The organism is Vreelandella arcis (assembly GCF_900103865.1).
In the GTDB taxonomy this organism is placed as follows: Bacteria; Pseudomonadota; Gammaproteobacteria; order Pseudomonadales; family Halomonadaceae; genus Vreelandella; species Vreelandella arcis.
In genome coordinates this window covers 1-19,633 of the sequence record NZ_FNII01000026.1, presented here as the reverse complement: position 1 = coordinate 19,633, position 19,633 = coordinate 1, and the positions used below count along the sequence as shown (strand labels likewise).

General features: G+C 52.7%; 20 protein-coding genes and 1 pseudogene. 12 read left to right on the top strand and 9 right to left on the bottom strand.

Annotation, left to right across the window (positions count from 1 at the left end; genetic code table 11):
• Positions 1-661: 661 nt before the first annotated feature.
• Positions 662-994, top strand: coding sequence for a hypothetical protein (locus tag BLR97_RS18920; protein WP_089708398.1), 333 nt, complete (start codon positions 662-664; stop codon positions 992-994).
• 217 nt (positions 995-1,211) lie between these two features.
• On the opposite strand, the gene BLR97_RS18915 is transcribed toward BLR97_RS18920, so the two are convergent.
• On the bottom strand, positions 1,212-2,591 hold the full coding sequence (locus tag BLR97_RS18915; protein ID WP_422821941.1) for an IS1380 family transposase: 1,380 nt from the start codon (positions 2,589-2,591) through the stop codon (positions 1,212-1,214).
• A gap of 427 nt (positions 2,592-3,018) precedes the next feature.
• Here BLR97_RS18915 and BLR97_RS18910 point away from each other — a divergent pair, with 427 nt between their 5' ends.
• The 5 genes from BLR97_RS18910 to BLR97_RS18890 all read left to right on the top strand — a co-directional run bounded on the left by BLR97_RS18910 (position 3,019) and on the right by BLR97_RS18890 (position 6,335).
• Complete coding sequence (locus tag BLR97_RS18910; RefSeq protein WP_211605209.1) at positions 3,019-3,423, top strand: hypothetical protein; 405 nt, start codon at positions 3,019-3,021, stop codon at positions 3,421-3,423.
• A 680-nt stretch (positions 3,424-4,103) separates the two neighbouring features.
• Positions 4,104-4,808 (top strand): hypothetical protein, encoded by a 705-nt coding sequence (locus BLR97_RS18905; RefSeq protein ID WP_089708394.1) that lies wholly within the window; start codon positions 4,104-4,106, stop codon positions 4,806-4,808.
• A gap of 386 nt (positions 4,809-5,194) precedes the next feature.
• Positions 5,195-5,767, top strand: coding sequence for a hypothetical protein (locus BLR97_RS18900; RefSeq protein ID WP_089708392.1), 573 nt, complete (start codon positions 5,195-5,197; stop codon positions 5,765-5,767).
• A 90-nt stretch (positions 5,768-5,857) separates the two neighbouring features.
• Positions 5,858-6,082: a type II toxin-antitoxin system RelB family antitoxin gene (gene relB, locus BLR97_RS18895; protein ID WP_089708390.1), complete on the top strand. Its 225-nt coding sequence runs from the start codon at positions 5,858-5,860 to the stop codon at positions 6,080-6,082.
• A 34-nt stretch (positions 6,083-6,116) separates the two neighbouring features.
• Positions 6,117-6,335, top strand: a complete 219-nt coding sequence (locus tag BLR97_RS18890; protein WP_244511421.1) for a type II toxin-antitoxin system RelE family toxin — start codon at positions 6,117-6,119, stop codon at positions 6,333-6,335.
• 49 nt (positions 6,336-6,384) lie between these two features.
• Here the strand turns inward: BLR97_RS18890 and BLR97_RS18885 are convergent, their stop codons facing one another.
• The 3 genes from BLR97_RS18885 to BLR97_RS18875 form a co-directional block, all read right to left on the bottom strand.
• On the bottom strand, positions 6,385-6,750 hold the full coding sequence (locus BLR97_RS18885; RefSeq protein WP_089708386.1) for a hypothetical protein: 366 nt from the start codon (positions 6,748-6,750) through the stop codon (positions 6,385-6,387).
• Between the two features lie 213 nt (positions 6,751-6,963).
• On the bottom strand, positions 6,964-11,778 hold the full coding sequence (locus BLR97_RS18880) for a DEAD/DEAH box helicase (protein WP_089708384.1): 4,815 nt from the start codon (positions 11,776-11,778) through the stop codon (positions 6,964-6,966).
• 99 nt (positions 11,779-11,877) lie between these two features.
• Positions 11,878-12,096 carry a helix-turn-helix domain-containing protein gene (locus BLR97_RS18875; protein ID WP_089708382.1) on the bottom strand — a complete coding sequence of 73 codons (219 nt, stop codon included), beginning with the start codon at positions 12,094-12,096 and terminating at the stop codon, positions 11,878-11,880.
• A gap of 133 nt (positions 12,097-12,229) precedes the next feature.
• Here BLR97_RS18875 and BLR97_RS18870 point away from each other — a divergent pair, with 133 nt between their 5' ends.
• Entirely contained in the window at positions 12,230-12,526 is a 297-nt protein-coding gene (locus tag BLR97_RS18870) for a hypothetical protein (protein ID WP_089708380.1), read from the top strand.
• A 298-nt stretch (positions 12,527-12,824) separates the two neighbouring features.
• On the opposite strand, the gene BLR97_RS20045 is transcribed toward BLR97_RS18870, so the two are convergent.
• The 4 genes and pseudogenes from BLR97_RS20045 to BLR97_RS18860 all read right to left on the bottom strand — a co-directional run bounded on the left by BLR97_RS20045 (position 12,825) and on the right by BLR97_RS18860 (position 14,768).
• The gene (locus BLR97_RS20045; protein WP_244511419.1) at positions 12,825-13,082 is read right to left on the bottom strand and encodes a hypothetical protein; all 258 of its coding nucleotides are present in this window, start codon (positions 13,080-13,082) and stop codon (positions 12,825-12,827) included.
• Between the two features lie 3 nt (positions 13,083-13,085).
• Positions 13,086-13,685, bottom strand: coding sequence for a hypothetical protein (locus BLR97_RS20040; protein WP_244511418.1), 600 nt, complete (start codon positions 13,683-13,685; stop codon positions 13,086-13,088).
• Positions 13,686-13,968: 283 nt separating this feature from the next.
• Positions 13,969-14,277 (bottom strand): annotated as a pseudogene (locus tag BLR97_RS20220) (relaxase/mobilization nuclease domain-containing protein); the annotation flags it as partial.
• 107 nt (positions 14,278-14,384) lie between these two features.
• Positions 14,385-14,768: a MobC family plasmid mobilization relaxosome protein gene (locus BLR97_RS18860; RefSeq protein WP_089708377.1), complete on the bottom strand. Its 384-nt coding sequence runs from the start codon at positions 14,766-14,768 to the stop codon at positions 14,385-14,387.
• 232 nt (positions 14,769-15,000) lie between these two features.
• Between BLR97_RS18860 and BLR97_RS18855 the strand changes: the two genes are divergently transcribed.
• The 5 genes from BLR97_RS18855 to relB (BLR97_RS18835) all read left to right on the top strand — a co-directional run bounded on the left by BLR97_RS18855 (position 15,001) and on the right by relB (BLR97_RS18835) (position 17,864).
• Positions 15,001-15,348, top strand: coding sequence for a type II toxin-antitoxin system RelE/ParE family toxin (locus BLR97_RS18855; RefSeq protein WP_089708375.1), 348 nt, complete (start codon positions 15,001-15,003; stop codon positions 15,346-15,348).
• Between the two features lie 2 nt (positions 15,349-15,350).
• A complete protein-coding gene (locus BLR97_RS18850) occupies positions 15,351-15,668 on the top strand; it encodes an XRE family transcriptional regulator (RefSeq protein ID WP_089708373.1) in 318 nt (105 codons plus the stop codon).
• A 136-nt stretch (positions 15,669-15,804) separates the two neighbouring features.
• Positions 15,805-16,728 carry a DNA-binding protein gene (locus BLR97_RS18845; RefSeq protein ID WP_170833061.1) on the top strand — a complete coding sequence of 308 codons (924 nt, stop codon included), beginning with the start codon at positions 15,805-15,807 and terminating at the stop codon, positions 16,726-16,728.
• A gap of 37 nt (positions 16,729-16,765) precedes the next feature.
• A complete protein-coding gene (locus BLR97_RS18840; RefSeq protein WP_089708368.1) occupies positions 16,766-17,062 on the top strand; it encodes an HNH endonuclease in 297 nt (98 codons plus the stop codon).
• A gap of 613 nt (positions 17,063-17,675) precedes the next feature.
• Complete coding sequence (gene relB, locus BLR97_RS18835; RefSeq protein WP_089708367.1) at positions 17,676-17,864, top strand: type II toxin-antitoxin system RelB family antitoxin; 189 nt, start codon at positions 17,676-17,678, stop codon at positions 17,862-17,864.
• 355 nt (positions 17,865-18,219) lie between these two features.
• Here the strand turns inward: relB (BLR97_RS18835) and BLR97_RS19760 are convergent, their stop codons facing one another.
• The gene (locus BLR97_RS19760; RefSeq protein ID WP_170833060.1) at positions 18,220-18,369 is read right to left on the bottom strand and encodes a hypothetical protein; all 150 of its coding nucleotides are present in this window, start codon (positions 18,367-18,369) and stop codon (positions 18,220-18,222) included.
• Between the last annotated feature and the right edge of the window lie 1,264 nt (positions 18,370-19,633).

Genomic DNA, 19,633 nt, shown 5'->3' with positions numbered 1-19,633 from the left:
CAACGCCGTGATCAACCCCATGGACAACTGGACAGCCTCACGGGCAACGCCCTGGACAACTCTGCAGCTACATTGAAAGCGCGGCCGATAACACCATTTGCTGAGTCCGCTCCACCGCGCCCAACCAAAAAGGAAGCTATAGCGATTCTGAGCGCTGCTTAAACTTGCCCCGATAGCCAGCCTGCCGTCTGCTACCCGCGCATCAAGGCCACAAGAGCCCGCCCTTTCCATGCACCTCACTGCAGACCACCATGTCGAACGCCGTGAGCACTTGCCCATGAGCTTGCAGCTAGCACCTAAAGCACGGCCATTCGCTGGATGATTTACTCCCTAGCTTTCCGAGCACCTCATAGCCTCAACGCCCTGGCACTCGAGAGACAATTACACACCTGACATGCCCTCTCCAGGTAGACGATCCTGCGCATAGCTGCTCGAAAGAAATCGGACTCGCAAGGCAGAAAGATAGGTTTTGGTTGCTGCTAGTTCCGATCAAAAAAAAGATAACTCCATTCTGTATAGGAACTACCTTTAGAGGGGTTTATCTTTTAGAGGGGGTTATCCCTCCTGATGGTCACCCTTATGCTAGGATAATCGCAGCATCACGACACGCCTCAATCGACGGCCAGCATCACAGGTATCACTTCAGCAGCAGGAGCCCATCATGGCGACGTACCAATTTATTCGCATTCAAGGGTTCCCCAGGGGCAACAACCGCAGCAAAAAAGGATCGACCTTGAATTCGGTGGTATCGGAAGGTCGTCGGGTGCCGAATTTCTCTCGCCACGTAGAACGTCCCGATATACGCATCACCCCAGTGGATCGAAGGTTCTCTTCTGTCGTGGAATACCAGACGTGGATTGAGCGTCGCATGGAGACCGCCAAAATCCCCATGGTCGTGAAAGGTGAGACCCACTATCGTGGCTTACGGTCGGATGCGATTGCCATTGGTACGGTGATCGTGTCATTGCCAAGCCTAACCCCGCCTAACTCATGAGGTTGCCGGACGAGCGTTCTGAACCCATTGGTTGTCGGTAACGGGCAGCATCACCGGCTTCGGGTGGCTTGGAAACCGGTTGATCTATGCCCGGACTGGCTTTCTCCAGCCCTTTTCATAACATTCAGGAATTGATATTGACCGCCGGCGCAGCCGTAACCGCCGACCTGCGTTGTGGCCGCCTTGTTTGCTGGATCAGTCGCGGTGGTGCCGGGTATCAGGCCAGAGCCGTCAATCGAGGCAGTCCCTTCAGTAGAGTCGGCCACCATTTGTCGGCCGCGTCGCCGAGGTGCACGGTAATCCGACGGGCATGCACCGTCAGCGTAGCCGCGACCTTGAGCACCTGCTCACGCATGCGTATCAGGCTCCATCCGTGGTGCGTCCGGCTCTCCAGCAGGCGCCGCAGCCCATGCAGCACCTGGTAGGCATAGAGGCTCAGCAGCAGGCTCACCTCGTTGCGCGCCATCACGTCCTGGACGGTGGAGGCGCCGCGATCCGTCGACGAGAGGTGCACGTCGAGCGCCGACTTTACCTCGCCCATGTGCGCCTCGGCGCTGCCGCGCTTGCGGTACAGCGCCAGGACCTTCTCTGGCGGCCAGTCGAACTTACCGAGGTTGGTGACCAGAAAGAAGGCATGCAGCAGCAGATCGTCGGGACGTTCCTGCACCACCAGCACCACGCGCCGTGGGGAGGGCCAGGACCCTGCCTGGTAGGTCAGGTCGTGGCACCACTCTCGAGGCTGCTCGGGTGGGCGGCCTCGAGGCCGTGTCAGGTACGGCGCCGCCAGCGTCTGAAGGCCGGTATGGCTGCGCAGCCGGCCCAGGTACTCGATGTTGCGCGCTTCCAGGGCCTCCAGTGTGTCGTTGCCGGTGAAACCGGCATCGATGCGCACCCGAACCTTGGCCCCGGTGCTCTCGTTGAGCCGCCGCACGAGGTGCGGGATCCAGGTGTCGGCGTTTTCGGCGGGACCGGCGTTACCCTCGCGCAGCAGCCCGCCGACCATGTCGCCAGTCTCGGCCAGCGAGGCGATCAGCGGCGAATAGATCCGTGCGCCGACATGGCCATGGTAAGCCGACCCGCCCTGATGGCCGTATACCTCGATCGGCAGCCCATCGATATCCAGCGTCAGATGCGTGGGGCGTTCGCCGCCCTTCAGCGAGGTCAGGCGCCAGATCGCCAGCCGCAGCAGGCCCTCATGCACGACATCGATGTTGTCGTCCCTGCCCAGGCACGTCAGCAACCGCGACAGCGTGGCTTGAGACGGCCGACCCTGCGCCAATGGCGTTACACCCCGCGCATCGCTGCAAGCCAGTTGCCAGACCGGATCGCGACGCAGCGTGGTGGTATCACTGAGATCGATCCAGCCCATGGCCCGTTGCAGCACCACGGTACGAACTTGGCTGGCCAGAGAGTGACGGATACGCTGCGGGTCGCGCTGATCGACCAGATTATCCTCCAGTGCGTCAATGACACCGCTGTTGTCGAGCGCTTCGCGGAGCAGCAGAGCACCGCTATCACTGGTGGTGCGCTCACCGCTCATTTCGACGCGGATAGACCCGTTGCAGGAGGGAGTCCAGGGAGATAAGATTTCACCCATAGCGAATGGCCTCTTGGAATCGTGTTCTTGCCGGAACTGACTGATTTCCTTAGAGACTACCATTCGCTATCTTCGTTTTCAGCACTCCCTCATGAATATCCCGGGTCGAAAACAGTGACGAAACGCGCCTAGGTAAAGTGTGTCGATTTAGCGGCGCTTACCGCTGCACAGTGGGTGTCCTGATTGGAGGTGCAAATACAAAATGGGTTTAAAAAACTTGCTAGAAGAGTATTTTAGGATAAAATTTAACCCAGAATTAAAATTCGATGGTAACCTACTAGAATATTTAGGTTTTATTCCTTGTAAAAGCTGCTCACAGCATACAAAAAACCACCAAGATTACAATAACGATCAGCGTCCATTTTAACATTAAAAATATAAAAATTTATTCCTATTTCAATATTATATAAATTAAAGAGTGTATTAAATGCTATATTATTCAGTCCGATCCTTACTCAATAATAAAATATTATTTTTTATTATCTCTTTGTTCATAGTCAACCCAGTAAAAGCCAACAATCTATGCTACCAAATTGATGGCTCTAAAGTGGTTGCCAATGACGGAACTTACCTAGGTGTGATCACTCATGAGTATGCTTCTAACTCAATAATAAATGATTATGGAAAATACGGAGACAAGTACAGTACGGAAAGCATTTGGAACGAATATGGTAGTTATGGTGGTGAATATGCAGACCAATCTCCTTTCAATCCCTATACCTCTAACCCACCGTTGATTTTTAAAAACAACGAAGCTATTGGACGCCTGACAGTCAATGAGCACCTTAGTGGTGCTGTTAACCCGTATATTCTAAAAACGTGTGGATTTTAATAATCGAACACAGGCAATATCACGAAAGAGAGTGAACGTAAAAGCCGAAAGTGCGCCACTAGCTGTTCTCGGAGCGCATCACGACAAGGAAGAAAATTCATGGAGGTAGCCCTACAGTTTCGGTTTAGTAGCGGGTTACTAAGTTGGTCGTAACTACCCTTATGTCCAATATAGGTGTGCCAGTCACGTAAATAATCGTTTTCTTTACAGGATCCTTCAGCCTGACAGTCATGCCAAGGTCAGATGACAAACTACGTTCGAATTAGGCATCAAGCTTTGGGAGCGAGAAGCCAGCCGGGCTGATATCTTCATAAAATATTCCCACGGCATGGCCATGCCAGAGGAAGGTGGTATGTAGGGGCGCGCTGAGCCAGTGCCAGGTTCTGTTCGCGAGTTCGGTACGCACCGCGTGCCAAACTCAGAAATAGCAGGCAGATACACGACCCACCCATGAAGCACCAAGCCAGCAAAGAGACTATTTCTCTGTAAAATTGGCAGTGGTGAAATCACGGCACACACACGAAAATATGCCGTACCAAGGAGATCCACACATGGATGCCGTTACACCAATTGCCGAATATACCGCCTGCTCAGACCTCGTTGCCCACTAGAAGGGGAGCACTGTAGACATCGGCGCCGCTTGGGAATCAGCCCCCTGATAGTCAGGACACGAAGAAGCCATGAGAGATCAGCAAAATTTTTCCGAAGCTACAGAAGCATTGATATCCGCCTTCGAGCGCCAACCTCACCTAAAGCCCAAGACAATCAGTACCTTGCCTGAGCGTCAGGCCTTCATAGACGCTGCAGAGCTTTCCGGATTCACCGGGGCTAACATGGAACTGGATACCCGATTTTCTGAACGGAAGCCCAAGTGGATCGCAAAGGCCAGCACTGAATCGCTGAAGCGCTGGGTACATACCCTCTTGCGTTCAGAGAGATGGAACTCCGAATGCCCTAATGAAATCCTTGAAGCGCTTCGAGGTGGGCAAATGCAAGCGCTGGCCGTGCGACTGTCTGAACTGGATCCAGAAAATGAGATCGACGAGTGGCTATGCCAAGAAAAGGACCAACCGTCCCTCATTCAGTCAGGAGGCGGCTACCTAGTAAGGGTGCTGCAAGCGATCGATGGTTTCTACGCTACCTATGGGGAGTGGCCTACCAGTCTTCGTATGCCAGAAGACGCTTTGGCCGTCCTGGTGACATATCACCTCTCACCACAAGGATTCTTCCGCTTACAAAGTCGCCTCTCAATTGGGTCAGAGCGAGATACAGACCTGATCGCCATCAGCGGAAAATGGGAGTTCAACTACAGCCAACAGGGATGGAATGCCACCAACGATGGCCCTGTTACAGCGCGGGAATGGTTGGGATTTCCTGAGTGTTAATTATTTAGAGGCCCGTCTTATTGCCGAAGCACTGGCCTCTAGCAGGCATCCATGATATCAACAACCTCGCCGTCAAAAAGCACCAGGCGGCGTCCCCTGGCGCTGTACTCCATAGCAATGCATAAAGCGCTCCTTTCCTGTGCGTAGAAAGAATTACACCATTTCTTTACACAAAACCACCCCTCCAGGCCCTCCTAGAGGGGGCGGTCAGCGTGCGTAAAGAAAACGACCGTATGTTTTGCTCTTCGCAACTGACCTAGCCGGTGGAATAGCTCACAGCCCTTATATCTATCGATTGAATTTATTTTCTATCGATAGAATTTGCTTTACTTCTACATAATAACGGCTATTCTATCGCTGAAAACACGAAAACATACGGATTTTTTATGTCGGATCAGAACGTTGTACTCACCTTTACCGGACAAGGGCTAACGACCATGGCTCGTCATAGTGGTTCAGGCCATTGGACGGCAGACCGACACCGGCTACAAAAAGCGTCATACCTTGTGTGTGTACGAAACCGGCGCCGCGACTATGAAGACTGGGCAGCCAAAGACTTATCGCATGGCACTGCCTTCCTTATCGCCAAGATCACAGGGGTAAAAGAATCCCCTCGCGAGCCAGACCAAAAGCCCCGTTACGTGGTCACCTTCGAAGAATATGCCGAAATTGAAGTGCCCGGGGCTTGGAAGATGTGCACCGACGGTCAGCGCTTCCCTGTCGCTTACATGAGCCGTGATAAGGCTGAGACGGTTCTTGGCATTGACTTCAACAGCACTGACCTTGATTGGAAACGGCTATCCGATCTACGCCCTCAGGAAGCCACTCCGACCGATGCAATATCGGACACCGATTCCTCATCATCTGCACGATCCCTTACCATCGACCAGGCCAAGCGTGGTCTGTCCGCTCATCTAGGCGTTAGTCCTGAGCAGATCGATATCAACGTGAGGTACTGAGGGAGAGAGAAGGGTAGTTGCCTTAGATGTGGCGGGGGAGTAGACAGAAGCGTATGCTATACATGTATAGCACCTTAGAGGAGGCCCACTATGCTGGCCATACGACTCCCAGCCGACATCGAGGACCGCCTCGAGGCTTTGGCCAAAGCCACCGGTCGCACCAAAACCTACTATGCCCGCGAGGCGATCCTCGAGCACTTGGAAGACCTTGAGGATACTTTCTTGGCCGAGAAGACGCTGGAACAGGTACGCCGTGGCGAGATGACCACCCACAGCCTGGATGACGTGGAGCGTGAGCTTGGCTTGGCGGATTGAACTCACGGACGATGCCGTCAAACAGATGAAGAAGATGGGACATACGGACGCCAAGCGCATCCGTGACTATCTCCGTTCCCAAGTACAGCCTCTAGAAGACCCCCGGCAGCTGGGCAAACCGCTAACTGGGCAGCTCAGTGAGCTATGGCGCTACCGCGTAGGATCCTATCGGATCATCGCGAGCATTGAGGATAAGGAGGTGTGCATTCTAGTCATTCGAGTTGGCCACCGCCGCGACATCTATCGCCGCTGATACGCTGTATCGAGGCGGCCCTGGGCTGCCACGTACCATAGCCTCTCATTCAGCCAACCACACTGTTCACCTTTCTCATCGCCGTGATGGCCTTGTCGACAGTCCGCCGGTATCCACTTCCCGCCCCGTTGAGGAATAACATGAAAAGGTAGGCTGCAAAGAACTCTGCCTCGTTCTCCTCGACCTTCGCTTTCTCCATGATCGGGCCATACATCCTCATGTAAGTCAGCTTCTCTTCATCAGGCCGATCCAGGTATCCCTCCAACCCGCCCATATCGGTCTCCAAGACCTGGCGGAATTCCAGTAATTTTCTGCTCGCAAAGAGCTTCGTCGCCATTCCATTGTTCAGAAGCGCATCCTCACAGCGCCTAATCTCACTTTCCAGCTCCTTCTGGTGCTTTGTTTTAAAAATCATCGCTGGCGTGCTCTTTGGCGTGCTACGTTTAAAGGGGGAGCTGCGGCACGGTCACGTTTATTCTTATCCATACATTTACTACAAATCTTATCTAGAAATCCCGCTCTACCTCCACACTGCTCACATGTTGCCATCACCTTACCTCTTATCTGAATTTGTTGAGCATCTAACCCCGGTCACGATCGGCTAGGCATATAGGAATTTTGAGAGGTTTTATATGCTGTTATCTGCATCAATGTCGATGCTAGGCAACCTATCAACAATTTTGACAGTTTCAACACTCACCCGCGCCACTTTACCTATTAGGTCAACAATATAGCGAGGGTCCTCTGACCACTCGTTAGGATCGTTCACAATACCGGAATCCCTATCCTTCGTGACTTGATAACGCTCCAATATCCACCCTAGCGCCGATTTCCCGTTGACGACGTAATGGTGAGCTTCATTGGGGATTCCCGACAACGCCAGATGATCGTTGATCTCAATGCGGGATTTATCCGGCTTGCGTGAAGAACCACCCCAACGCATTTTCTTCATGCGGTAGTGCTCAGCTACATCCAAAGCGATTTTGTCACTCTGCTCGGCCAAGGGGTACGGTTCGATGTCTTCGTAATTGAGGTGCCAATATGCCAGCTCACTTCCCGCCTTGGAAAAAGCCCAAAAGTCCGGCGCGAATGGCACTCGTGGCAGGTCTTTTTTCAGGTCAGCACCGTAGCGCTGCCGGTATTCGGGTGAATGCAGCACACCGTAAACGTAATAGAAGATCGCTTCCTTGGTAATCGTGTCGTCTTGATAGTGCTTGCGAAAATCAGCCAAGACCGCATCCGTGATCCCGTCGTGACGAATATAGCCTTCTGTTTTGCCTTCAATGGCATCGTCAGCAAATAGGTCAGCATCGCCACTCGATTTGGACGGAGCCTGCTTTTCGTACCAGTAGAGTGGAAAGCACTGTCCTGCCGAAATTGTGTGTAGGTTAGGTACAGTATCCGAAATCAAAGCAGAAAATGGATTGGTTTCATTTGTACCTGTCACCTGTATTACAACGTTTTCATAGTTAAATGATGGGAATAAGCGAGACTTAAAGCGGTGGTTGAACTGCGGATCATAATAGAGCCACGTACCACAAAACGGGCGATAGAGCGCTTTACCAATGTGTGAAGCGTGAAAAACACCTTTTTTTCCTTGCACGAAATCCAGTAGCAGGCTGCTCGTCCATTTTAGCTTTGTAGGATCATTCCTAACCAGGCGTTTAGCTTTATCGACACGTTCCGGTTGTCCGCCATCAATGTTAGCAACGGTATTGAAGTGCCTATCAAGGTCTTGATTATAAGCACTAATCATGGTGTTTATGTTTGCCTTTAGACGTTCAGGGCTGAAGTTATATACCCAAACATCACGGTTCGTCTGAACGCCATTAGATCGAACCTCAAATACAGCGTCTTTAGTGCCCGTCAGCGGCTTCAACTTCTGGAAGTCATCGCTGCGCTGATTGATCCAATCATGGTTTTTATTAGGCTTAATGGTCTGCCACGGCACCTGCTTATAGCTGCCATATTCATCGGTGATTTCCAGCTTTTGCTCACGGGTAAGGTAATCACCAATATCGTGATAGTGAATCGTACCTGGGCCTGTATGATCAGCTCGCTTGACCAAGATCGTCACCGCAACCGGCGCACGGGAGCCAGCGTCGAAAACACCCCCGCCTTCTTGCTTGCGCAATTCCCCTTGTGTTCTGGCATTACCACGCATGTTAAACACGTAAATATCGGAAAAATCATCCCGCAAGCACTTTCGGAAGCCTGCGGTCGCATCACCATCAACCCAGCCACCATTCGTTACGAACGCAACAACGCCATCGCCATCGATTCGGTCGGAAGCCCAGCGGAAAGCGCGTATATAGGAGTCGTAAAGACTGTTCTTGTTGGTGGATAGCGAATAACTGGCGTATGTATCGCCGATTTTATCGTCAAGGTCTTGGTACTTTGCCCCGCCTTGAGTTACGGAGTAAGGGGGATTGCCCACGATGACCTTAATAGGAGCCTTTTTTTGACGCTCTGCACGCTCATTGTTCTCCGGCATGATGGCTTTATCCATCATGTCGTCGCTTTCACTCATTTGGAACGTATCGGTCAGCACCATCCCAGGGAAGGAAAAGAAGTCGTCCTCGGTGCGATCTCGGAAAGCACTCTCAATGTTGACCGTGGCGACATAGTAAGCCAGCAGCACGATCTCGTTGGCGTGCATTTCATGTTCAAACTTCCGCCTGACATCTTCATCACGAATGATCTCAGGGTGCTGTAGAAGCCGTGTGAGGAACGTTCCCGTGCCAGAGAAGGGATCAAGCACATGCACTTTTTCGTCGCTCATACTGCGGTTAAAGTGCATTTTGAGAGCATCGTCAGCGGAACGCAGGATAAAGTCGACTACCTCAACCGGCGTGTACACGATACCGAGCTTGTCCGCCATGTCCTTGAACGCGGTTTGGAAAAAACTCTCGTACAAGCTCTTGATCAAATCCTGGCGGGATTTTTCGCTTTTCGCTAAGGCGGCTCGCTCACGGATTGACTCATAGAACTTACCAAGCTCTTGTGTCTCGGCATCCACCTGGTACTTATCCAAGTGCTCAATTACCCGCTCCATCGAACGTGATACGGGGTTTTCATCGACAAAACTGCGGTTGGGGAACAAGGCTTCAAACACGGGCCGCGTGATCTGGTGCTGTGCCAGCATTTCAACCGCTGCATCCGTATCGACAGACGGGTTGATGGTGTCTTGAAGCCCTTTCAAAAACTCGTCGAAAGCCTTGCGGGTTTCCGGTTTCTGGATAAGATCGTGGATGCGGTTAATGATGTTTTCGGCGATTTTGGCAACGTCTTTGGCCCAGTCGTACCAGTAATCCCGATCCCCTAGCTTTTTGGGAATAGCGGCATAGAGCGCATCGGAAATATCATCAAGTGGCAAGGCGCCAAGGTTCAGCTCACCCTGATCATCGCCCTCACCTTCTCCCCCATCGCCACCTTCATCTCCGCCTTCCCCAACAACTTTGATCTTCTTGCGGAACTCTGCTTCATCGACCAGCGATTCGTCGTGTGCTCTCAGGGCTTTGAGTATCTTCCAAATACCTTTGAATTGCGGGTCTTTTTCAATGTAACCGTTGTAATCGCTGAGCTTCTTCCTCGGTATGGCAACCGGCAAAATAATGTAGCCGTATTGCTTTCCAGGCGCCTTACGCATCACGCGCCCAACCGACTGTATGATGTCCACGATGGAATCACGGGTGTCAAAAAACGCCACGGCGTCTAGTGCCGGAACGTCGATGCCTTCCGATAAGCAGCGCGCATTGGTTAAAACGCGGCATGTATTATCGTCGGTGCCTTCTGCTTTCAACCACTCCAATGCCTGTTGGCGTACTAGCGCATTCTGCGTGCCATCGACGTGACGCATCTCGCAATTCAGCGTGGATTCGCCATCGTGACTTCGCCGATACATATTGATCAGCTTAGGGAAATTATCTTGAAGGGTTTTGGAGGCTTTTATCGACTTCGCAAACGCTACCGCCCGCCGCATGGGTTTGCGCTCTATCTCGCTAACATCTTCTTCTTCCCCACCATCATCAATGAGCTTCGCATCCTGCTTGGAAAGCCCTTTCCAAACCCCCATCACCTTTGAGACGAACTGGGTATCAACAGCCTTGGCTTGTTGATCATCTTCCATTTCCGCTTGATAGGCGTTTGCTAAGGAAGGCATTTTATCTTCATCGACGGCCACTAAAAGCACGCGGTATTCAGTGAGCTGGTCTTTTTCTACTGCCTTACCAAACCCGATCTTATAGAACTCAGGGCCATACCGTGCTTCGTCATCCATCGAGTACAAGACAGCATTTTTCTCGTCTGCCTTCTTTTTCGAGGGATCAGCGAAAATGCGCGGCGTCGCTGTCATGTAAAGCCGCTTAGCAGCCGACACCACCTGGTTATCATGGACTTTCACAAAGTCGGATGTGGCTTCGTTATCGAGCGTGATGCCGGTTGTCCGGTGCGCTTCATCACAGATGATAAGGTCAAATTCGCCCAATCCCTGCTTTTGCGCGTCAGAAACCACCTGAATAGATTGGTACGTCGAGAAGACTACGGTGCGCCGGTCAGGCTCTTTTTGGGCCAGCAATTCCGCGTATTCGGCGAGCTTGGTAGCGTTTGTTGTGGATGGGTAAGCAAGGTCATGGGTTTTGAGGTCTTCTTCTTCGCGTCCCACTTTGCTGTCGGAACAAATCGCAAAGGCGTGAAATGGGGTTGCGGCCTGTGCCGTCCACTCGCGTAGGGTTTGCGCCACCAATGAAATAGAAGGTGCTAGAAATAGCACACGTCCACCTTTGGCAACCGTTTGCTCCATGATCCGAAGCGAGGTGAACGTCTTGCCGGTGCCACACGCCATAATGAGCTTGCCGCGATCACGCTCCTTGAAGCCAAGCAGGGTATTATCTAGTGCTTCCTGCTGATGATCTCGTAAGGTGTTTTTTGCCTTCAGCTTAATGTCAGCGGGATTGCTGAGGCTGAATTGCTCCCAGTCGATGGGGCTTTCATCAAGGTCTTGTACGCGCAAACGTTCAACAGCGATTTGCTGGTTTTCCAGGGCTTTTTCAGCTTCGCGGCTCCAACGATCCGTAGTAGATACAATTAAGCGGTTGCTGAACGTTGCGTCCCCGTCGCTCGTTGCAAAGCGTTTACCCGATGCCGTGAAAAACGAGTCGATATCACCTTTGGTCAACGTATGCTCGGGCAAGTAAAACTTACACTGAATTGCCCAATATTCACCTGTCGCGCGCTCACGAGCCACAAGATCGATACCGGAATCAACGCCCCAGCGATCAGGCCACTCTGACCACAGCCAGACATCTTCCAAGCGATCCGCATACTGCGGATCAGTGACGAGATAGTTAGCGATCAACTTTTCAAAGCGAACACCTATCGTATGGTTATCACGGACGTTTTCGCGTAGCTCGCCAAGAATGTCGTGGATACTATGAACAGACATGGAAATTCATCCCTGAAGCCTAATCTCTCCACATTGATGGGCAGAGATATCAGTTGAATTAGAATGCGTTATGCAAATATAGCGCTACGTAGTCGTCGTTTAGGGTACATATTCGGCTAACTCATCTAACGAGCAGCTGAAATAGGCACACAACCGATCCAGGTGCTCCGTCGTCGTGCTATACCCACGGCGATTGATCATTTTCGATAGCGTCATTCGATGAATACCCGTTGCTTCCGCGACCTCACCAATGGTTAGTCGACGCCCCAACTCATACTCTTTTTTCGACATCATCTCTTTGATTTTAAAGCGTATCACGGCTTTTCTCCGCTATATCCATAATCAAATGATAACGAAAAACGACAAAAAAGGGTTGCCAATCCTCATTTTTCTGCTTAAATGTTTACACAAGGCTTCAAAAAAAGCCCTAAAACATCAAAAGGAGAAAGTTATGGCTCGTATTGTTGATGCAGATTTTTTCCGCCAAGCGGTACGCGAGAAAGAGGGGGCACGTATGCTCCAGCGCTTCACGCTGGCGGTAGCTCAATCCATACAGCTGAAATGGAAGTCACCTGAGGTGGTGCTGGCACCTCTTCTTGGGCAACCACCACATTTATCTAACTACGTCGCCTTGGAAAAATGGGTGGCACGTGAGCTCGCTGCTGGTGATCTGTATGCGACACAGTCAACGCTTGAGACGCTCAGCAAAAAATTGGAGCGTAAACTTTCCGATACCACCGCCGCCTAAAGTAATATAAAAATCCGCTGAAAGACCCGGCTGACGAGGCTTTCAGCAACGGAGTTGCCATTTCTTGTTGAGGTAGCCCATCAAAAAATGGGCGAGTCGTTGCTGGGCATCCATCTGTGTTTTTTCTCAGTTTTTTGCCTCTGATCAGGCTTCTCAGGCTGTAGAGTCGCTTCATCTGGCAGCATGTCAGCAAACGCCTCTCGCAATGCCGGCGGCACGTACTGACTGCGCTGCTGCCGCTCTTGGTCTTGGCGCTCTCGTTCTTGCTGACGTGCCATCCAGGCCTGATAAGCGGTTGTTACTCCCTCGCTACGCTCGTGAAATGCTCTAGCAGATCGCTCAAATAATTCACGCGCTGCGTCAGATCGCTGAAAAGCTTTTCGTTTTTCTGGTCGCTCTCTTTCAGCTCCCGCCGTAACGCTTGGTTGTCCCCCTGCTGCTCTTTCAGCGCTGTCTGCAGCCGTTCTAGCTGTTCTGACAGCCCGTTCACCAGCTGCTCTGAGTCGCGCTGCTGCTGCTCTAACTGCCTCAAAAGCAGAGTTTCCAGCTCCGTCATGTCTTAATCCTCCTCGCCCCTGGTCAGACCGATCACCGGCGTCTGGCCGTCGTTGATCGTCCCGGTGAGCGCCTTTTTCGGGTCGACGCCCACCAGGTAGCTCTCGCCCTCGATCGTGCGAATCTCCACGCCTTCCGGCAGCCTCGGCTGGCTCTCGGCTCGCTCGATCTCCGTATTCAGCGCTGACAGACGCGCTAGGCGGCTGTCGATCACCCGGTCGGCCACCGCTAGGCCGCCCGCCGTCACGCCACCCACGGCCAGCATCACGGCCACTGTGATGGCCACCGGGCGCGTCCAGCTCCGCATTCCGCCGGTTTTGTTCAGCCTCTCGGCCTGATCGGCCGCGGCGGATAGGCGCTGCTCGATGCTCTCGATCTGCTGCCGCTGCCGCTGCTCGGTCTCGTTCAGCGTCGTGCTCAGGTGCTCGTTCTGCCTGTGTATAGCGCTCGCGGTTGTACTCTGCGCGTCGCTGAGCAACCGCCGTAAGCCGCTCTCGTGCTCGCTTAGCAGCCGCTGGGTCAGCTCGTCCAGCTCGGCCAACTGCTTCTCTCTGCGCTCTGCAAGCTGCTCGCTCAAGGGTTTGTTCGATGGTCCAGTTGTCACGAAAGAGGTCTCCTTTTAAGCGAATGGCTTTCTCTGCGCCGGGGGGCTTTACGCTGACATAGGCGTGGCTTGCGCGCGTGATTTCCCCAATTTCAGACAGCTCTTGCCGAACCTCAGCGCCCGTTGTCACAAGCCCCTCGGCGGCAAGCGCCTCAATGTGCTCGGTAATCTCTTTGCGGTTTCTGGGGTGTTTGCCCGGCTTGCTCCGCCCCTTGCTCTCGTGACCGGGCTGGACGCTGCGGGCACGGTCGGGATCGTCAGGCCGCGCCCAGCCCATTTTGTGATTCCAGTAATCACGAAGCGGGTCGAACGTTTTCTGGTGGCTAGGGGGCGCGATATTCAGCGCTTTGCCGGTTTTTAGCTCGACTCTCGCAGTGAGGGTGTGAATGTGGGGCGTTCCATCGTCGTCACGGTGCAAAACCGCGCATGAGGCGTACTGGTCGGCATCGAGGCCAGCAAACGCGGTGCGCTCAAAATCCTGCACGACTTGGTTTATCTGCTTGGGGGTCGGGTTGTCGTCGGGTGCCCAGCTGATAATGCCGCTGGTATATCGCCATTGATGCGTAGTGGCGTCGGCTACCTGGGCGACCATCGAGGGATCGCCGCGCAGCACCATCACCTCGGCGCGGAGTTCACCGTTGTGGTCGTGCTCCTGGAGCAAGTAGCGCACCGCGCCGCCTGCCTCGCCCTGTCCGTGCTTCAGGAACTTGATGTGCATGACACCTCCGTTCCCTCGTCGTCCTCTGCATAGCGCGGCAGCTCCGCTAAGGCGTGCAGTTCACGCTGAATAGCCGCAAGTTCGCCCAGCAGTTGGGCATGGTCGCCGGGGGTCAGTCCCACTGAGTTCAGCACACGAGCAATCTGATTGACGTTGCTCCCAACAGCCGCTAGCTGGCGTAGAAGCTCGGGGTCAGCAGTTAATGTGCGCAACCGGCGCCGCTGGCCGGTTTGAACGGCATCGGGGCCGTCGACGCGGTGGCGAACCCAGTCGCTTAGCGACAAGGCAACTTCATCGGCCCGCCGGCGCCATTCGTCGGCAGTGTCATCGGGCAGCCGTAATGTCACCCTCCGCGTCAGTGCCATGTGCAATCCTCCGGGGCTGATGGGGTTTGGGGGTCGAGGGGGCGCAGCCCCCCGCCAGCCCCTTGACTGTGAGCGTCAGTGAAAAGTTAGCTTGCTAACTGTCAGACAAGGGTAGGCTGGCTTAAAAGCTATTTGTTAGCATAGTATAAGAATGAGCAGTTACTGACTACTAGCAAGGCACAATGCGATAGTTATTTACAATTAGATATTATAACACGAGGGTTATATTTTTATGGCGTGGGAAGTAGAGGCAACAGACGAATTCAACGAGCTATGGGAAGGTTTTACTGAGGCAGAGCAGATTGATATAGCAGCTTCTATTGGTCTTTTGGAGCAAGCTGGCCCCAATCTAAGGCACCCATACAGCTCAGGTATCAACGACTCAAAGCACAGCCATATGAGGGAGCTGCGAGTACAACACCAGGGGAGGCCTTACCGGTTTCTCTACGCGTTTGATCCTCGCAGGATAGCGATCCTACTCATAGGCGGCGACAAGACAGGTAATGACCGCTGGTATAAAGAATTTATACCAAAAGCAGATGAGCTCTATGACCAGCACCTTAAGAGCTTGGAGAGATAAAAATGGCTACTAAATTTAGTGAACTGCGTGAACGCATGTCCCCTGAAGCACAAGCAATGGCTCAGGCAAAAACAGACGAAATGATGGCCGAAATGCCACTGCAAGAGCTCCGCAGAGCTAGAGAGCTTTCTCAGAAAGCAATCGCCGAGGTGCTTCACGTTAGTCAGGCACGAGTATCTAAAATGGAAAAACGTACTGACATGTATCTGAGCACTTTGAGAACTCACATTGAAGCCATGGGTGGCAGCTTAGATCTAGTCGCCAACTTCCCAGACGGAAAGGTGAAAATCTCTCACCTAGACGAACCTACCCACGTATAAAACCACATTTCTCTAAAACCCGCTTCGGCGGGTTTTTTTGTGCCTATGAATCGTATTATTTAATATTTTGTATTGTATTTTGTATCATATAAAATATAATATGGAATACAAAATACGATACAGCGAGGAATACGATATGGCACGCCCTGGCATCTCATTTGAAATCGTCGCCCACGCCGCCGACACCCTGGTAGGCCGTGGCGAAAAGCCCACCATTCAGGCCATTCGCGCCGAAATCGGCACCGGCAGCCCCAACACCATCCACCGACACCTCACGGCCTGGAAAGCCACCCAAGCGCCTGCCGAACGGCAAACGGCGAAGCTGCCCGACGAGCTGGCCGGCGCGCTGGCCCAGGAGATCGAACGCCAAGCGTCCGCAGCCCGCGCCGAGGCCGAAGCGGATGCCCTCGACGCCCGCCAGACCGCCGATTCACTCGCGGAAACCGGCGAAGCGCTGGAAATGGAAGCCGACACGCTGCGGGAGCAGATCGAGCTGGTAACCGCTGAACGTGATGAAGCCGAACGCGACCGCCACGAGGCTCGCCAGCTGGTGGCCGAGTTTCGTGAGCAGGTGAAGCACCTGGAGCAGCAGCGGGACGATGTACGCATGGAGCTGGCCGAAGCCCGCAACCGCATCACCACGTTGACTGAGCAGCGCGACGAAGAGCACAGCGCCCGCCTCGCCGCCGAGCGCGATGCCAAAACTGCCGAAAGTGCTCGAATCGACGCCGACCGCGCTCAAGCCGTGGCCATGGCGAAGCTAGAAGCCGCGCAGCAGCAGGCCGACGAACGCGCCCAGGCACTCAACAACGAGCAGCAGGCCCGTAAAGCCGACGCGGAAGGGCACAAGCAGGCATTGGCCGAACAGCGCGCCGAATGGCGGGAACGCCTCAACGCTGCCGAGGAACAAGCACGAGAAGCCCGCCAGACAGCCCAGGAAGCCACGCAGGGGCGTTTGAAGGCAGAGAGCAAGGCCGAATTACTGGAAGCACGTTTCGACGCGCACAGCGCCAATGAGAGCGATCAGAAGGGGCCTGTAGAGGGACAAAAGAAGCGCTGATAGGCAACTAGCTCTAGACGGAAAACCAGGAGACCGCATGGCAAACCGATGGGGAATACCCGAATGGCTTGAAGACGAGGTTCGCAACCGTGATCTCGTCTGCATCTACTGCCAACGCCCTTTTTCTAGTCAGCCACCAGGGGCAGGAGCCAGCTGGGAGCACATCATTAATGATGCCAGCATCGTAACCCGCGATAATATCGCGTTGTGCTGTAGAGGCTGTAACGCGAGCAAAGGACAGAAGACGCTGGCCGACTGGCTGAAAAGCCCGTATTGCCGGGCAAAAGACATCACAGAAGACACCCTGTCGCCGGTCGCCAAAAAGGCCTTATAAGGGCCCGAAACCGATTAAATTCAAGATTATTCGTCTTATCGTGAGTTTTTTTGAGAGATGTAATTAACCGCCGATAAAATGATTTTCACGCTTTGTGAGGATAGAAATAAATCGTAAGATGCTAAATCTGATGAGCTTCTGGCAGGTTTACCTATGAGTCAGTCATCCATTTATTCCTAACAGGACTCATTGCTTTAGCTATTAGGGTAATTAGCCGATTTAGAAGGGGAAAAGCACAGCTTTCGCCATGATATTCATAATATTTTTATTACTAATTTCCACACTGAACGGGTTCCTATACGTTTTTCATACGATACCCACATTTTTATCATGGGTATCCCTAGTGATTGGAGGATTTGCCCTTCTCTCTAGAGTTCTAGCTTGGGTGACAGGCGCTGCATTTTCTGGGTACTTGACGCTTAATAGCTGGGGTAAACCTGCATTGATACAGGGACTTATTACTGAGCTTTTAATACTAGCACTTGCCACCCTTAACATTTTTTTCTTCATAGCATGAATATACTGCGCGCCCTCTAGAACCACCCTAGATCAACCTTTTCGCGGGGTCAGTAGGAGTACGTTAGACTGTCACAAACGGGCATAGGAGCGACCCATGAGCACCCCCTTAGACCCCATTGTGAGCGAGTTTGAGACGCAAGAGCAGGCGCACAGCTACGATCGCTGGTTCCGCGCGCGTGTCCAGCGCAGCCTGGACGATCCGCGTCCTGGGATTCCACACGATGACGTGATGGCCGAAATGCGCTCCCTGTTAGAGGCCAAACGTCGCCATGCTGCTGGTTAAGTGGCAACCCCAAGCACGAGAATCGCTATGGGCCATCCTCCGACCGCAATCATTACGCGGCTGAAATCCTCCAAAGAAACATTGAAGAGACAACGGAGGCACTTCCTCAGCATCCCTATCTGTATCGCTACTGATCACTTCGTATCCTGGATGAACACAAAAGAAGATAAAAAAGGCAGCCATTTGGCCGCCTTCATAAAATCTAATCTCTAGAAGAACCTGCGTCACTACGCTTAGCTCGCCAGCGACCATCTTGATTTTTAGATCTATTTTGACCTGCAGTTGGCCCAGACCCGACTACAGGCCCGCCCGTTTCTCTAGGCGATTTTTTACTATCTTTTTTATCAGCCATTCTTCAAAGATCCTTTACCCACTTACTGTCTTCATCATCCCCTAACCAGCCAGCATCTCCGGGTTCCATGTCGCGATCCCTGCTTTTTCCACTATTTTCAGAACCGTCGTCATAATCATCGAAATCGCAAGAAAGAAACTTTCTTTTCATCATTAGATCATCCCCCTTTCTTAATTGAATTTACAATCCTCACTCAGAGCGTGCTGCTTGTAAATGCAAAAGGAGTTATATCCCTAAACCATGATCCCGGTTCCGCACCAAGGTGCGCTGCTGGAGCAAGTCGGCTATGCCCTTAGCCTTGGTCGGATCGTCCGTCTTATCGTGAGTTTCTCAAAAAAGGGGTTTAGCGACTAAAAACCACCGTCCATGACAATAACGACTCGAGTGCCGCTACAATTTTTTTGGTGTTACGTCTACCAGTTTTCGAGCTGTAGCCGAACCATGAGTCAATGACTTACGCGCGTTATGTATCTTTAAGTAAACAGAAACTGGTCTAATTTGCTCTGGTGTTACGCCCTACCTGTCGTCGCGACCCCAGTGAGTTTGCGAGCCACTGCGAAAGCTGGTGGTTTTGAGTCGCTAAACCACTTTTCGCAGGACCAAACAGACCGATCAGATCCGCATCGAGGCCAAGCGAGAGCTGGCCAAGGCCCATACCGAAAGCCGCCGAGTGTACTAAAGCATTGGCAACCAAGCAGCAAGCCCTTTGCGATGACGCTGAAGCACACAAGCAGTCATTGGCTGAATTACGCGACGAATCTAGCATCTGTAGAAAAACAGGCCCAGGAAGCCCGCAAACAGGCCCAGAAATCCAAAAAAAGGGCGTGCTAGGGGAAAACTATGGCCGAAGCGCTTGCGGCACGTCTGAGTGCCTTAGAGGCGCGAGACGCCCATTTAGCGAAAAAGCGGAGCGCAGACGATCAGCCGACCTTGCCATTTGACGACCAAAATTTGGACTAAAATCCGACCTCTTCAAAGTTATTCGCTATCTTGCTTTTTTAGCGGATCCCTTTTATGCCGCGCAGCGGCATGGAGCGAAGCGGTAACGCGGTTTTGGTGGGCGAAGCCCACCGCACTGCTCAACTTGGGTTTTGTTGATGTATCCACTGTATTTTCGCGCGTTAGCGCCCACCCGAGCGGCGCAGGTGCGTAGCACCTAGAAGCCGCTGCTGCGCCTTTGGCGCGCCATCATTATTAGGCCCGCGTAGCGGGGGCGGAGGGAGCGAAGCGACTGGAGGGTAGGAGACGTTAAAAGTGTTAAAAGGTTTTAAAGAGTTAAAACGCGCGCGCGTGTTACAGATTTGGAAATGCAGTAACCACGCAGCTTTGGGAGCATTCACTGTGTGTAAAACCACGATGAAGGCGTGTGTAAAACCACGTGCCTATTCACAGGCAAAACGTGTGTGAAACCACGATA